Annotated in this window: 14 protein-coding genes; 3 read left to right on the top strand and 11 right to left on the bottom strand. The window is 62.6% G+C overall.

The features are described 5' to 3' along the window. Positions 1 to 523: 523 nt before the first annotated feature. Positions 524 to 1,915, bottom strand: a complete 1,392-nt coding sequence (locus ACERJA_RS12115; protein ID WP_373608451.1) for an NAD(P)/FAD-dependent oxidoreductase — start codon at positions 1,913 to 1,915, stop codon at positions 524 to 526. 267 nt (positions 1,916 to 2,182) lie between these two features. Here ACERJA_RS12115 and ACERJA_RS12110 point away from each other — a divergent pair, with 267 nt between their 5' ends. Next, the gene (locus ACERJA_RS12110; protein ID WP_373608450.1) at positions 2,183 to 3,202 is read left to right on the top strand and encodes a D-2-hydroxyacid dehydrogenase; all 1,020 of its coding nucleotides are present in this window, start codon (positions 2,183 to 2,185) and stop codon (positions 3,200 to 3,202) included. 148 nt (positions 3,203 to 3,350) lie between these two features. After that, a complete protein-coding gene (locus ACERJA_RS12105) occupies positions 3,351 to 3,782 on the top strand; it encodes a universal stress protein (RefSeq protein WP_373608449.1) in 432 nt (143 codons plus the stop codon). Between the two features lie 53 nt (positions 3,783 to 3,835). Here the strand turns inward: ACERJA_RS12105 and ACERJA_RS12100 are convergent, their stop codons facing one another. Together ACERJA_RS12100 and asd are read right to left on the bottom strand one after the other, a co-directional pair. Beyond that, positions 3,836 to 4,225 (bottom strand): ArsR family transcriptional regulator, encoded by a 390-nt coding sequence (locus ACERJA_RS12100; RefSeq protein ID WP_373608448.1) that lies wholly within the window; start codon positions 4,223 to 4,225, stop codon positions 3,836 to 3,838. A 164-nt stretch (positions 4,226 to 4,389) separates the two neighbouring features. Then, positions 4,390 to 5,424 (bottom strand): aspartate-semialdehyde dehydrogenase, encoded by a 1,035-nt coding sequence (asd, locus tag ACERJA_RS12095; RefSeq protein ID WP_373608447.1) that lies wholly within the window; start codon positions 5,422 to 5,424, stop codon positions 4,390 to 4,392. A 296-nt stretch (positions 5,425 to 5,720) separates the two neighbouring features. Between asd and ACERJA_RS12090 the strand changes: the two genes are divergently transcribed. After that, positions 5,721 to 5,972, top strand: coding sequence for a hypothetical protein (locus ACERJA_RS12090; RefSeq protein ID WP_373608446.1), 252 nt, complete (start codon positions 5,721 to 5,723; stop codon positions 5,970 to 5,972). 102 nt (positions 5,973 to 6,074) lie between these two features. Here ACERJA_RS12090 and ACERJA_RS12085 read toward each other — a convergent pair whose 3' ends face one another. The 8 genes from ACERJA_RS12085 to ACERJA_RS12050 form a co-directional block, all read right to left on the bottom strand. Continuing rightward, entirely contained in the window at positions 6,075 to 6,266 is a 192-nt protein-coding gene (locus ACERJA_RS12085) for a 30S ribosomal protein S17e (RefSeq protein WP_006065795.1), read from the bottom strand. 91 nt (positions 6,267 to 6,357) lie between these two features. Beyond that, positions 6,358 to 7,341 (bottom strand): hypothetical protein, encoded by a 984-nt coding sequence (locus ACERJA_RS12080; protein WP_373608445.1) that lies wholly within the window; start codon positions 7,339 to 7,341, stop codon positions 6,358 to 6,360. 80 nt (positions 7,342 to 7,421) lie between these two features. Beyond that, positions 7,422 to 8,036 (bottom strand): DUF447 domain-containing protein, encoded by a 615-nt coding sequence (locus ACERJA_RS12075; RefSeq protein ID WP_373608444.1) that lies wholly within the window; start codon positions 8,034 to 8,036, stop codon positions 7,422 to 7,424. After that, complete coding sequence (locus ACERJA_RS12070; RefSeq protein WP_373608443.1) at positions 8,033 to 8,884, bottom strand: triphosphoribosyl-dephospho-CoA synthase; 852 nt, start codon at positions 8,882 to 8,884, stop codon at positions 8,033 to 8,035. Before ACERJA_RS12070 ends, ACERJA_RS12075 begins: the two co-directional genes overlap by 4 nt. Before the next feature lie 62 nt (positions 8,885 to 8,946). After that, entirely contained in the window at positions 8,947 to 9,699 is a 753-nt protein-coding gene (locus tag ACERJA_RS12065) for a tRNA-dihydrouridine synthase (RefSeq protein ID WP_373608442.1), read from the bottom strand. Positions 9,700 to 9,702: 3 nt separating this feature from the next. Continuing rightward, on the bottom strand, positions 9,703 to 10,695 hold the full coding sequence (gene cofD, locus ACERJA_RS12060; protein WP_373608441.1) for a 2-phospho-L-lactate transferase: 993 nt from the start codon (positions 10,693 to 10,695) through the stop codon (positions 9,703 to 9,705). 183 nt (positions 10,696 to 10,878) lie between these two features. Next, entirely contained in the window at positions 10,879 to 12,393 is a 1,515-nt protein-coding gene (locus ACERJA_RS12055; protein WP_373608440.1) for an MATE family efflux transporter, read from the bottom strand. A gap of 221 nt (positions 12,394 to 12,614) precedes the next feature. Beyond that, the gene (locus tag ACERJA_RS12050; protein WP_373608439.1) at positions 12,615 to 14,168 is read right to left on the bottom strand and encodes a hypothetical protein; all 1,554 of its coding nucleotides are present in this window, start codon (positions 14,166 to 14,168) and stop codon (positions 12,615 to 12,617) included. Positions 14,169 to 14,278 lie beyond the last annotated feature (110 nt).

Below are 14,278 nucleotides of genomic sequence, written 5' to 3'. Positions count from 1 at the left end.
CACTGGGGGTTTTCGTATTTATAGTAGCCACTGAACGTCAGTGTGCACCCGACCGCACGATAGCTGTGCGATCGGTGTGCAAACAGTTTCAGTTGTTACTATATTAACAGTGACAACGCGTGTCACGACATTTGCGGTATGCGCCGCTCATGCTTTCAGAAACGGTGTCACCCGGAACACTAACGTCCAGCCTCATCCCGTGGCGGCATGCCGCGTCGGCTGGCTAACCCTCGTGCCGGGCGGAGGAGTATCGAACTCCTCGGTCGGGTGGGCGACGCCCACCGAATTACTGTTGCGTGCCCGGGTTCGCCGTACTGTCATCGCACCCGAATGGGTTTGCTCGGACGGGGACTAAAGGCACGCACCCGAGCTAAGAGCGTGAGCCGTTTAACCCTTTCAATGAGCAGCGAGAACACAGCACTGCTCGAGCGACCCCCTCACTAGCACGGTTGTGTTCTCACCTGGCCGAATCGATAGTCAAAACGGTGATCAGTTTCGAAGTCAGCAGCGTGTCTGACTCGAGTCAGTAAAAGTACTCGTCTTCTCGCAGCTGGACGTAGCTGCCGTTTCGGTGCGCGAATTTTCGCTTCTTGTAGGCAAGCAGGATCTTCGACGCATCGAGACCGGCGGAGTAGCGCTGATTGAACAAGACGTTTCCGGAGTTGGTCCCCTGCATGTCGTTGATCACATTGAATGCCCAGTCCCAATCGTCAGGTTCGTACTCTTTGACGATATCGGCGAACGCGACGTTGCGAAGGATTTCATCGCCGACAGCTTGTTTCCAGATGTCGTTGTAGCTCTCGAGGGAGTCGGTTGCAGCCAGTCGGCCGGCAATTTTCCCCGTTCGGACGGCGACGTGGTACCCGCCCTCGTGGAACGCAGACGTCGTCCCCATTGCACCGCCAGCGACGGCGATGTTTGCGCCGACGGGGGATTCGATCGGGCGTGTCGAGGAGATCGGATACGTCTCTGTCCCCTTCGACTTGCCGCGGTTTTCGACGATCGGAATGTCGTCTTCGATGTTGTACTCGTCGCCGTACTCCTGTTCGAGCAGGCGGCTGATGTACTCCGAACCCGACGGCAGCTGCTCGTCGGAGGGGTCGAGCAGTGCGTAGGAACTGGGGTTGGCAACGTCCTCGAGTTGCATGCCAATCGGCATCGTCAGGCCGACGCGGGCAACCGTGCCGTCGTTGGGGAACACCCATGGGTAGGCAGTTTCGCCGGGCATGTAGCCCCACCAGAATGTGAGGGTGTCTTCGAATTCTTCGAACAGCTCCGCGGGGAACTCACGGTACTCCTGATAGGCGATGTGATTCGCTTTTGGCGGCGAGAGATGATCTGAGACGCTGCGGCCGGGAGCAGTGAACTGGTCGAGTGCGTCGAGGGTGATCCGACGCTGTGGCCCGTCGGCGAGGACGACGTACTGTGCTTCGAGCTGGTCGCCGTTCGAAAGCGTTAGCGTGTGGGTTGGCCCCTTCGGACTCGAGGCCCGCAGGTCGGTCTCGAGGTCTTTGACGCCGGTCCCAACGCGAAGATCGGCTCCGGCGTCGGCCGCACGTTCGTAGAGCCAGTCGTCCATGCGTGCGCGGTGGAAGGTATAGCCAAACTTCGGATAGGTGGCATCCATACCTGTCGTCGTGAGCTCGACGGCACTGCTGGGGCCGATGAACTCCGTGGCCTCGAGCTCGCGGTGGATGACGTCGTCGGGAATCTCCCGATAGTCGAAGTCCATAATGTCGATCCAATAGTCGAGCATGCCGGCGGCGTCGGTCGAGTCCGGGCCAATTCCATCGCGGTCTTCCCGCGGGACGCCCTGCTCGAAGAGGACGGTCTCAGCACCGTGGGAAGCGGCCCGTTCGGCCGCGGATGCGCCCGCGGGACCGCCACCGACGATCGCGACATCAACGCGTTCCATACTCCATTTGGACTCCGTCAGCCGTATTAAACTGCGTGAAATTCAGATGAGAAATTGTATCGTCTCCGCTCATTAGGGTAGGGTTTCCCGAATCACACAGGTGGCGGTTCCCATCAATAACCTGTTGGTTTACACGAAAACGAGACCGTGACGGCGCTGTATCCCGACCCTGAAACAGGGTGTTTGCGCCTGTGATTCAGAGACCGACAACTGGGAAGAAGTTGGTCGAGACGAACGTTTTTGATGGCCCCACTCGAGGGAGTGTACATGACCGACTCGGAGAGCGATGTCGAAACTGTTGCGAGCAGCGACGGCGGCGTCGATAGCGACGCGGCTGACGTGTTGGTGCTTCGAAAAGGGACACACGGAATGCCGGTCGAACAGTACGCCGCCGCGATCCGCGAGCGGCTTCCAGAGCAGACGGTTACACTCGCACGCACGCCCGCCGAGGAACGCGAGGCGATCGAGAGCGCACGCTTTGTCACTGGCATGACGCTTGACGAGGCTCTGCTTGAGGCTGCCACCGAACTCGAGGTGTTTGCGTGTGCCTATGCGGGAACCGGCCATCTGCCACTTGACACACTGGAAGAGCGAAACGTCGCGGTCACAAACGCCTCAGGGGTTCACGGACCGAACATCGGTGAACACGTTCTGGGGGCGATCCTTCGGTTTACGCGCCGATTCCACGTCGGTGCGCGCCAGCAACGCCGCCGGGAGTGGCGTCATTATAAGGCCCACGAGCTGCAGGGCTCGACGGTGACGATCGTCGGTCTGGGGGCGATTGGCCGGGCAGTGTGTGCACGGCTCGAGCCGTTCGGCGTCGAAACGATTGGTGTGCGATACACACCAGAGAAGGGGGGCCCAACCGACGAGGTCGTCGGCTTCGACGGAGCGGCGTTCGACGAGGCGCTGGCTCGAACCGACTATCTCGTGCTCGCATGTCCGCTTACAGAGACGACGCGTGGCCTGATTGACCACGAGGCGTTCGTCACGATCGACCCCGATGCGGTCCTCGTCAACGTTGCCCGCGGGCCGGTCGTCGACACCGATGCGCTCGTCGAGGCGCTGCGCTCAAGTTGGATCCGCGGCGCGTCGCTGGATGTCACCGATCCCGAACCACTGCCAGAAGACCATCCGCTGTGGACCTTCGAAAACGTCCAGATCACGCCCCACAACGCAGGGCATACGCCGAACTACTACGAACGACTCGCGGATATCGTCGCCGAAAACGCTCGGCGCGTTGCCGAGGATCCAACCGCGGAACTCGAGAATCAAGTAATACGCTGAACCGTCATCGACCGGTGTGGGTCTGGTTGCAGAGACTGCAGCTTTTTGACCGGCCAGTCCGAACTTCGAGTATGGAACACTCCCCATTGCTCGGTCTTGTTCTGCGGCGTGTATGCGACTGGACGACGTCTCGAGTGGAGGGGCGACAATGAGCCTCGCGTTCGATGGAACAGTGATCGTTCCCGCGGCGGATCCGGACGACGGTGAACGGACGGCCGCAGCCCTCACTTCGCATCTCACACCGACCAGCTCGGTTGTCATCGTCAACGTCATCGAGAAAGCGGGGGGCGGCATCGACAAAGCATCGGTATCGCAACGGGAGGAGCACGCCGACGACATCTTCGAGCGCACCGAGCGGGTACTCGATTCGACGGATGCAACGGCCGAGACCGCGGTTCTCTACGGAACCGATGTCGTCGAACGGATCTTCGGTGAAGCCGAGGATCGTAACGCTGACGCCGTCGTCTTTACCGCTCGAGAAGGGAACCGACTCGCGGAACTGCTCACTGGTGATGTCGCGCGACGCCTGGTGAAAGAGGCATCTATTCCGGTTGTCGCTCTGCCACAGGGTGACTCTTGAGACGAGGCCAGGCACATCAGGCCCACGGCCCACCGTGTCGACGCGTCGCTCGCTCAGTCACGCCTGCAATGGTCGAACTGCGCGAGCAACGCAGTGCCAGTCTCACACAGCGAGACGGTGTTCGCATCGGTATCGAAGGTAACCGCATCAGCTGCCGCCAGTTTTGGGAGGTGGACGTGACGAAGGGAGAGTTCGATGCGCCGGCGTGTTCCCAACAACGCGTCACCGGTGGCAGCGATCGTGCCGCTTGCTTGGTCTCGTTCCTCGAGTGCGACGTGATCGGCGAGATCGGACAGTGAAACGGGGTCCTCGTTGTCGTTCAGATATCGAAGCACGGCTCGGCGACGCTGGTCGGTGAGTAGGTCAAACGCCGTCTCCGTCTGGGCTGTCGAAGATGGCGTCGTCAGCGATTCGGGGTCGGAGATGACGGGGAGCATAAGCATACCTGTTGTTGAAAGCGAACACGGTTGTATACGCTGCCAACGTGCGTTGGATCGATTTCGGTGAGTGTCGTCGTCGCTGAGTTTACGCCGATGCCATCGTGTGACAGCTGTCGCTGTGCGGGTGCTGTTTGGCTCGGAACGAAAACGCGTCTCTCGAGGCCGGGTTACAGGTAGCCGTTCTCGAGCAGTAGTTCGCCGTTGAGCACGCTGGCGCCAGCTGCGCCGCGCATCGTATTGTGAGCGAGACAGTTGTACTGCAGGCCAAAGGTCGACTCGCGGATACCGCCGGCGGAGATCGACATCCCGTTGCCGAGGGTGCGGTCGAGGCGTGGCTGTGGTCGCTCGGGATCCTCGAAGACCTCGATCAGCTGGTCAGGCGAGGAGTGCAGGTCGGCCGATGGGTACTCGCGCATGGCTTCGGCTGCCTCTGCTGGGGAGAGTTCCTCCGCGGTTTCGACGAAGACGTTCTCGAGGTGGCCGTCGATCGTTGGGATGCGGTTACAGGATGCGCCGACCTCGACGTCGTTGAGCGTCAGTTCTGCGCCGTCGAAGCTGCCGAGCAACTTTTTGGACTCGGTCTCGAGTTTGTCCTCTTCGCCGCCGATGTGCGGGATCGCGTTGTCGATGATCTCCATCGAGGTGACGCCGTCGTAGCCGGCTCCTGAAACGGCCTGCAGGGTTGCAACGTGGACGGTCTCCAGGCCGTACTCCTCGAGCGCGGCAAGCGTCGGCACGAACGTAATCGTCGAGCAGTTGGGGTTTTTGACCATTGCGCCGTCCCAGCCGCGCTCGTCGCGCTGGACCTCGAGCAGGTCGATGTGGTCTGCGTTGACCTCTGGGATGACGAGTGGGATGTCGTCGTCCATTCGGCCGTTCGAGGAGTTCGAGGAGACGACGTAGCCAGCCTCACAGAACGCCGATTCGACGGCTTCGCCGACGCTCGAGGGGAGCGAGGAGAACAGCAAGTCGACGTCGCTGGGGACCTCGTCGGGGTCGGTTGCGGAGACGGTCATCGCCGCAACGTCGTCCGGAATCGGGCTGTTGGCGCGCCATTTGGCGGCCTGCCGGTAGGTCTTGCCGGCACTCGACTCGCTTGCGGTCAATGCTGCAATCTCGAACTCCGGGTGGGGGTCGAGAAGCTGAATCAGTCGCTGTCCAACGGCACCGGTCGCACCGAGAACGCCAACTCGTACTGCCATTTTCCGGGAGTCGGAGTTGCGACTGCAAAACCGTTTGGGTTTCCGTCGCTCGTCACCGTCTGTCCAACCTCTCCTGTTGGGGGGCAAGAGCCCTATTCAACGTGGCCTATTGCGTGATAGCGATCGGCTGCGTGGTAGTCTGTCGGCAATCACTCATTCAGTTCGATACCCTGTCCGGTTGGAACGCTGTGGCACAGTCCAGCCGCGGTATAGAAGAGGTTAAGAAAACGGAGTGGAATCTATCGGTCGATGTACGCACAACAGGTTCGATCTCAGTCGGATGCGGGGGTGTCCCGATGACGAACTCGACAGCAACCTCGAGTGGTGTCGGTCCGTTCGAGAGCCGATTTCAGACCGGTGCTGCAGCGCTTTCGGTGTGTAGTTTCCTCACCGCAGTCGTCATTGGCTGGATGGGTTACCAGGAATCGACGTTGGTTGGGACGGAATTGAATATTCTCTCTGGATCGGCCGGTCTCCTGCTTGCGGGATTCCTCGGAATCGTCGCGCTCGTCGCCGCGTTCTATATGGAACCCGGCTTCGACCACTAACGACTCGAGACCTTCGACACCGCTGACCGTTTCTTTGCACTGCAGGCTCGAGAGCTTCAAAGCCGGCGGCTCACAGTGATTGAACTCGAGGCAGAAAGGTGCTTACGCAGGTACCTGAGCGCTCTTCTTGTGGGTGACGTAGCCCGCGATGCGGTTGCGGACGCCCTTGGACTCAACGGTGGTGAGCTTCGTGACGCTGTCTTTGTTCTGTTCGAAATCGGTCGTAAACGCGTCCGGGTACCGTTCCAGCAGGAGGTTCCCGGTCTTCTTGACGTAGGCCGGTTTGATTGCCATACAGTGTGGTTCCGTCCAGAGGCTTTTAATGCCTTCTCTTCGGCGCTGCGGACGATCCGATTAGGGGCCGTCCGACCCCGTGGCGTGTCGGTCAGAGACTGTTTTGGAGTGCGGGGCGCTCGCTCGGTTGGTGGGGCTGGTCGACTGGCGTCTCGCCGTCGGCCTTCTCGACGAGTTCCTGGAATCGATCTGAGCGTGCGGCGATCTGTTCGCTCGTCTCACTGTCGGGTGTCTTGTCTCGCGATTCCACGAGGAACGTGGTGATCACGACAGTCTTGACCCACGGCTTGAGGAGGCCGGTGTAGACGGTGAGAAACACGCCGCCAACGACGACCCAGCCGGCAACTTCGACCGTCGCCGAAAGACCGCTGAGGACGCTCGCAATCGGCGTCAACGCCAGCAAAACGGCGAATGCAGCGGCGTACAGGCCGAGCACGATCAGCATGGTCGAGCCAAGCACTGGCTTCCAGGTTTTTCCGTAGAGGACGACACCATCTCGAGCCGAACGCCACGGGTTGTCGTCGTCAGTGATGAACATGTGGGCGATGATCGCCTCGTCGATGTAGCTGGCTGCGATTGCGATCGCTTTGCCGACGAGTCGAATCAGCTTTTTCAGGCTCGGGACGGCGCTGAACAGCCTCGAGAACGAAACGACCCCGCTGTTGAACTGTTTCACGACGGCTTTGACGACCTGATCGACGGCGAACAGTGCACTTGCCTCGGCAAACCGATCGGCCACCTGGGCTTTGCCATACTGGAGTTGGTTCGTGGGGACCTCACCAGTGTCGACGATGTGTGCGATGACAGCGATGTGGCCCGCTTTGACCAGATACAGCACGTACCGGCTGAACAGCCGCCAGCCCCAGACGAACAGCCCGATCGCGATGACTAATCCGATCGCTGCGATCCAACCGGAGATCGTTCCTGCCTCGAGGAGTCTGTGCCCGACCCAGAGGATGGCTCCGAAGTAGAGCACGGAAACGATGCCAAGCAGCAAGCCGATGCCGATTCTGAGCAGGACGAACGGGAGCGTCTTTCCGTAGACGCGTGTCGCTTGTCTGAAGTGAAGTGCCATGTGCCCTCGCTTGGCCGCGGCTTTCGCCATAAACCTGCGGACGCGGCCGAGGGTGGGGACTGTTGCTCTCGATTTCCGGTTCACCAAGACGAGTGTTCGCGCACGCGCTCGAGTGCCTCGTGCTCGCGTGGACTGCCGGCGCGGTCGACGACCGACGCACAGTACTCGAGTCGGTCGCGGAGCGCTTGCTCGTCGTACCCTGCAACGCCGAGTCGCGAGGCGGCGACGGTGGCCTCGATGACGGCGCCAAATCCGCGGTCGATCGTCGGCACGCACTCGGACCGGATTTCGGAGTCGACGGGGCGGAGCGCCCACCGTTCCCAGTCAGTTCCGTCGTCGGTGCCTGACTCGACCGACTCGACAGTGACTCGAGTCCACGCGTTCGCGGACTCGAGGATCGGCTCCTCGTCCTCGACGATCGAGAGCGCGGCGTCGGCGAAAACGACGGGGTCGTCGACGAACTGAACGTAGCCCTCGCCCTGGCGATGGAAGTTTCCTCGAGTACGGGTCTTGCCCCACGTTCGCGCGGTAATCGGGCTATCGCCGTCGTCGGCAAACAGTCCCAGCGGCGCGGCGTTCCACAGCCCGTTTGGGCCGAGTGTCGTCACGATGGACTCGGTGACACCCGACAGCGAGACGGGCCAGTTTGCGGGTTCGGCCTCATCCCTCTCGTCGCGACCACGTTTGCCGCTCATACGGTGATCGCCTCGTGCTCGAGGGCGATGAACAGTCCGGCTGCCGTGATGTCCGCCGTCGTTCCCGGATTGACACCGCGCTCGACGAGTTCGTCAGCGAAGGCCTCAACGGCGTCCCGATCGGTCTCGAGCGCATCCCGTTCGACCAGCTCGCCCGCGCGTTCGGTCACCTCCTGTGCGACGGCCTCACCGCGTCGGTTCGCGATGAGCGTGTCGGGTCGGTCGGCGAGCAAGGTGAGAAAGACGTTCGCGGCGCGGTTCGTCAGCGGCCCGTCGGCGTCGGCGAGGCGTTCGGCGGCGGTAAACGACCGTTCGAACCCGGTGAGCCACTCGCGAGCGACGTCGTCGCCCGGCACGCTGTGGCCCATCACATCGAACAGCGTCAGGCCGCGGTCCTCGAGTGCGGGAATCGCGTCGCTGCCGCGGCGCACGTCGAGCGGTTCCATGTCCGTGGGTGGCTCGTCGACGAAGACGTCGACGTGGTCGAACGCGCGGTAGAAACTGGCCGCGTCGGCGACGGTCGTCTCCTCGCAGACGGCTTCGACGATCGGCTGTGAGCACTCGTTGCGGGCGGCCCGAACCAGCGGGACGAGCAACAGCAGCGCCCCGAACTGAGTGTTGCCCCCGCCCTGTGCGGCCATCCCCTCGATCGCGCGTTCGAACGCTGGGCCGATCGCGCTTCCGTTTTCGGCCAGCTCGAGGCCGTCACGGGCGCCGACTGTTCCCGCGAGAAAGTGTTCGAATCGCAGCTCCTCGAGATCACGGTGGCGGTCGACGTTACCCGGTTTGGGTGTGCCTGCAACCTCGAGCAAGAGTGCCAGTTCCGCGTTTTGCGCCGGCGTTCGCATGGCAGCCCCTAGGTGATGGATGGTGTAAGGACTGTCCTTTCGCTGGGTCACCAGCGGCTGATCTACCGGGTCGGTGTCGACTCGAGGCCGTACTGTTTTTCGACGGCTGCGAGCACGCGCGCCAAGACGTCCGGATTGTCGCTGGGGCGACCGACGCTGACTGCGTCAGCGCCGCACTCGGCGTACTCCCGGACGGTCTCGGCGTCACGGACACCGTTGTTGGCGATGACGAACAGATCCGTCGCGTCGACGACATCGCCGACGACCGACTCGCTGTCCATCGCGTCGATGTGGACGAACGCAGCGCCCGCGGCCTCGAGCCCTTGTGCAAGCGCCGGCAGATCGACGCCAGGGACCTCCGTGCGAACCTTCACGCCGACGGTTGCGCCGGTTTCGGCCGCCCGCTCGACGTAGTTACAGAGTCGCTCGGCATCTCGAAGCAGCGTCTCGCCACAGCCGACGGCACACAGCTCGTCCTGTCGGCAGTGGGCGTTGAGTTCGAGCAACGCGTCCCGATCTCGACAGACCCGCGCCGCGTCGGGGATTGGGTCGGGCGTCGCGCTCCGGACGTTGAACGCCGGCTGAATGGGCACGTCCTCGAGGGCGGCGAGTTCACGGTCGATGAAGGCGAGCGGATCGTCGGGCAGGAACTCGCTTCGGTCGCGGGCGACGAGGGCGCGAGCAGCGGCTCGAGAGTCATCGTCGAGGGCGATGCCGCCGAGGAATGCAGCGCCTGCGTACTCGCTTCCAGTGCGGGCCCAGTCGGCGTCGGCTTCGCCGCTGAGACTTGCGAGTGCGAGTAGTGGTGTGAACATAAGTCAGTCGACGAGGTCGATCGCGTCCTTAACCGCCCGTGAGACCCGTGCGGCGTCCTCGGGCGAGTCGATGCGGATGTCCGTCTGGATCGTTGGCTGATCGAACGCAGTGTCGTCGTCTTCGTCGATGACGAACGCGTCGGCAAACGGATACGCGGTCGCGAGCCCCGCGGTGTTCGGCGTTGCGTTGACCGCCGCCATGAGGTCGCCGGCGGGGCCGGAGAAAGCATCGTCGCCGAGAAACGGCGAAACAGCGACGACCGTCGACTGGCTGAGCGTGTCGGGGACACCCGGCAGCGTCAACATTGGGCCGATGCTCGTGACGGGGTTCGATGGACCGACGACGACCGTGTCCTCGAGGGCATCGAGCACGCCCGGTGCGGGTTCGGCGTGTGAAGAGCCCCGGAACTCGACGGTCTCGACGGACGGTTCGCCCCGGTGGGCGACCCAGTACTCCTGGAAGTGCATCAGTCCGTCGTCGGTGTGGATGAGGCTAGCGACGGGGTCGTCGCTCATCGGCAACAGGTCGACCTCGAGGCCGAAGGCGTCGGCAAGTCGTCCTGTCGCCTCGCTCAACGTCAACCCTTCATCGAGCAGGCTCGTTCGCGTGATGTGGACGGCTCGGTCACGATCCCCGATCGTCATGAACTCTGCTGTGCCGGAAAAACGCCGCCAGTTCGAAATCTTTCGCCCGGCGGTCTGTTTGTCTTCGGGGAGATACTGCGGCCCCTCGGGGAGGCCGCCAGCTGAAGCGATATCAGCAAGCGCCGTGTTGGTTCGATGCGTGTCGCCGTCGATTCCCCACCACGTCTCGCGGTCGAGCACCCCACCGCCCTGAAAAAGCAGCGTGTCGACGTCCGGCGAGACGAACAGCCCGCCGAGTTCGATGTCGTCACCGGTGTTGGCGATAACGGTGGTTTCCTCTGGCGAGAACGCGGCGGCAGCACCGTCGAGTAGCTTCGGCGTTCCGGTGCCCCCTGAGAGGAAAGTTACCATACCCGGTCCTCTCGAGCCTAACTACTTAATGGCTTGCGGCTTTCCGGACCACGGAACGAGTCCGTACACCACCGGTGGACGCAGTTGAATCGGTTCTGTGGTGCTCGCTCGAGAGCCGCCCAGCACTGTGTCAACTCCGGCGCACCCGTCCCTGTCACGATTCGATCAGAACTGTCGACGGCGTCAGTCGTCGCTCCCAACGTTTTCGCTGGCGTTCTCGCCGGCGTCTTCGACACCGGACGCGATGCTCTCCTCGGTGAGTCCTCCACCGAGCCAATCCACCCACGTAAACCAGACGTAGGCAATCGCGCCGCCGATCACGGTCGAGACGGCGAACGCGAGCCAGACACCGCTCGAGCCGAGATACTCTGCACCGACCCACGCGAGTGGAAAACGGAGGACGCCGAGCGTGAGTATCGAGATCGCGGCAGCGATGAGTGTCTTACCGGCACCACGGAAACCACCGCTGTAGGCCCGCATCACGCCCATGAAGCCAAAAGTCAGGGCGGTGTACCGGAGGAATAGCGCACCCTCATCGACGACTGCGGGGTCGGTCGTAAAGATCGAGACGATCGGCGCGGCGGCGAGGAAGACGAGGATGCCAAGGCCAGTGAGTGTGACGAACAACACTTTCGCGCCGAAGTGATTCGTTCGCTCTGCGCGGTCACGGTTCCCGGCACCGATGTTCTGGCCCGTCATCGTCTCGATCCCCTGTGAGAAGGCGATTGCGGGGAGGAAGATCACCGAGAACACGCGCGTCCCGATCCCGAACGCGGCGACGACGGTCTCGGGAAAGATCGCGATGATGACCAACAGCAGGTTGATCGACAGCGCTCTTGCCGTTCCCTCGACGGACGCTGGCGTCCCGATATCGACGAGTCGCCGGGCGTACTCGAGGTCGGGTCTCATCTGCTCGATACTGATCTGGACACCGTGTGTCCCACGGAACAGGATCGCGAGGCCGACCGCGAACGCCAGCGCTCTCGAGACGACGGTTGCGATGGCAGCGCCTTCGATGCCCGCGCCCGCGTAGCCGGTGAGCGCATACAGGTCGGCCTCGAGAGCGTTCAGTCCGAGATAGCCAAACAGCGGGTTCTCCTCGAACCCGAAGATGAGGAAGGGATCGAGGACGATGTTGAGCACGACGGAGCCGAACATCACGAGCATCGGCGTGACGGTGTCGCCGTAGCCCCGCATGAGCGCGAGGAAGACGAGGAAGCCGAAGACGGCGACCAGCCCGATGGAGTACACTTCCATGTAGGCGGCAACCAACGGCGCAACGTCGTCGGACGCACCGAGCAAGACGATAGCGTCTTCGACGAACACGTAGCCGGCTGCGCCGAGGACGATCGACGCGATGATCGTATACGAGATCGTCTGTGAGGCGGCGTACTCTGCCTCTTCCGTCTCGCCGGCACCCGTATACTGGGCGACGAGGACGCTGCCGGCGACCGACACCCCGAGTGCGAGTGCGATGAGGAAAAACACCATCGGGAACGCGAAGCTGATCGCCGCAAGCGAGGTCGTGCTGTGCTGGCCGAGCCAGAACGTGTCCGCGAGATTGTAGGTGACCTGCAGCAGGTTCGTGATGATGAGCGGAATCGAGAGGTAGATCAGGGGTTTCGCGATGCCGCCCGAGGTGAGATCAAGCTCGTCGGGCGATTTGAAGATCGCATCCACGTGGTCACGAACCGTCATTCGACCCCGGCCTCCGTTTGGCCGACATCGGCTGTGAGCAGCTGCCAACAGCGTGTACTCGGCGCTGTGGAGGGCGCGTCGTCGAACTCGTCGGTCAGCGCGATTCTGACTGGCTGGTCAGTCAATAGTATTCTAACTGACCAGCCAGTCAGGCAAGTATCTTCGGATTCGTCACGTGCTGGACGACCGCTGTTTCCCGCCTAAACGACCCAGAGAACAGTTCAGTCGCCGATCCAGTCGGCGAAACTCCCCTCGAGCAGCGTCTCCTCCTGCCGGCGGACGTACTGGCGTTGCATGGTCGCAGTCGCTTCCGGGAGCGATGTGCCGTCCGCGACAGCGTCACTGACCTGGTCGTGTTTCCAGGAGGCCGGCGTCACGCCCTGACGAACCCGACGCCGAAGCGGGTAGAGATACTTGGCAGCCTGCTCATCGGAGAGGCCGCGGTTGATCAGGCCGTCTTCGGCGTGGGCCAACAGATCCTCGTACAGTTCGAGACAGTCGGTCGTCTCCTTGCCGTCGTTGGTGATCCACGTCAGGTCGGCCTCGAGGCCGTCCCGCATCGCCGCATAGAAGTTCTCGCGGGCGAGTTCCCAGTCCAGTTCGACGACGGGGTGCTCGAGGCGAACGAGACTCTCCATCAGGCCGGCAAAGGCGGCAAGGAAAGCGATGGAGTCTCTGACAGTTGGCTGGGCGGGGATCGGCCGGAACTCGATACGGGCGTTGGCAGCCGAACGGGTTGGCCCGCCGAACACTGGCCGGACCCATCGCCAGTAGGTGCCGTGTTTGCGCCGGAAGTGGGGGAACTGATCGTCGAACCGTTCGCCCTCGGTGACTGGCATCGGGACCATGGTGTCGTCGGCGGCGATTCGGTCGATCGCCTCCTCGACGGTTCCAAGGTCGCGGGGGAATCGAACCTTGCCTTCGCCGGTTGCAGGATCGTTCAGCATGGTCTCGAAGACACTGATCCGGTGTTCCATCCAGCAGTCCTCGAGGATCTCGTCGGCCGTCGCGTCGTCGTCGTACAGATCGGCCGGGAAAAACGGCGAGTTGACACCGAGTGCGAGGAGGGGACCAGCAACGCGCAGCGCGTAGTTGAAGTATCGCGGCAGGTCGGGAGCGTGTGACACCTGATAATGGGGCTGGATCGACGTAATGAGGCTCTCGGGCATCACCGTGTCGGCCTCGAGCGAGACGTGTGGCGCGTCGATATGCATCCCGGCGACGTCGGCCCGGTCGGTGTTGGCCATCGCGTGATAACGCGCGGAGTCGCTCATATTGGTCGCGATGCGGATCGACTGGTCGGTCCCGTCCGGGCCCTCGATCGTCCGTTCGATGCTGTCGGTGAGGTAAGTCGTCGCATCCTCGCCTTCGGGCGGGATCGTCCAGAGTGCATCACTGACCAGTCGCATACGCTCGGATTGGGTGACGTCGAGGGCCGTCTGTAGCCGTGATTTGACCTCCGACTCCTGGGCGAGCAGCCCGTATGCGTTCAGCGGTTGTGGGCTGGTCGTCATCTCCGCGTTGTGGAGGCCGAGTTCCTTCTCGAAGCCGATGAGTTCGAGGAGGCGACGCGGCACCCGCCGCAGCGTTCCGTCGTCGCTTTTGATCGCGTAAAACTCGTACTCGAGGCCGATGATCGCCTGTGGGTTGTCGAAGACGCCGTGATCGATGGCGTCTTTGATCACCTCGGCGTCGGCCTCGGCTCGCTCGCGAAACTCCTCGGCGTCGACCGAAAGCACGTCTGCGACCCGCGCTGCGAGTTCCTCCTCTGGCATACCTCCCCCTGCGGGCGCGACGGGCTTTAAATCCGTCCCTCCAGATGAGCGCCGGCTTGTCTCCCGCGTCCGCTCTCAGAACCGTTTTACTCCCCCCGACGATACTCTCC

The sequence above is a fragment of the Natronorubrum sp. A-ect3 genome (assembly GCF_041821125.1).
Taxonomy (GTDB): Archaea; Halobacteriota; Halobacteria; order Halobacteriales; family Natrialbaceae; genus Natronorubrum; species Natronorubrum bangense.
This window is presented reverse-complemented; position numbering and strand designations above follow the sequence as displayed.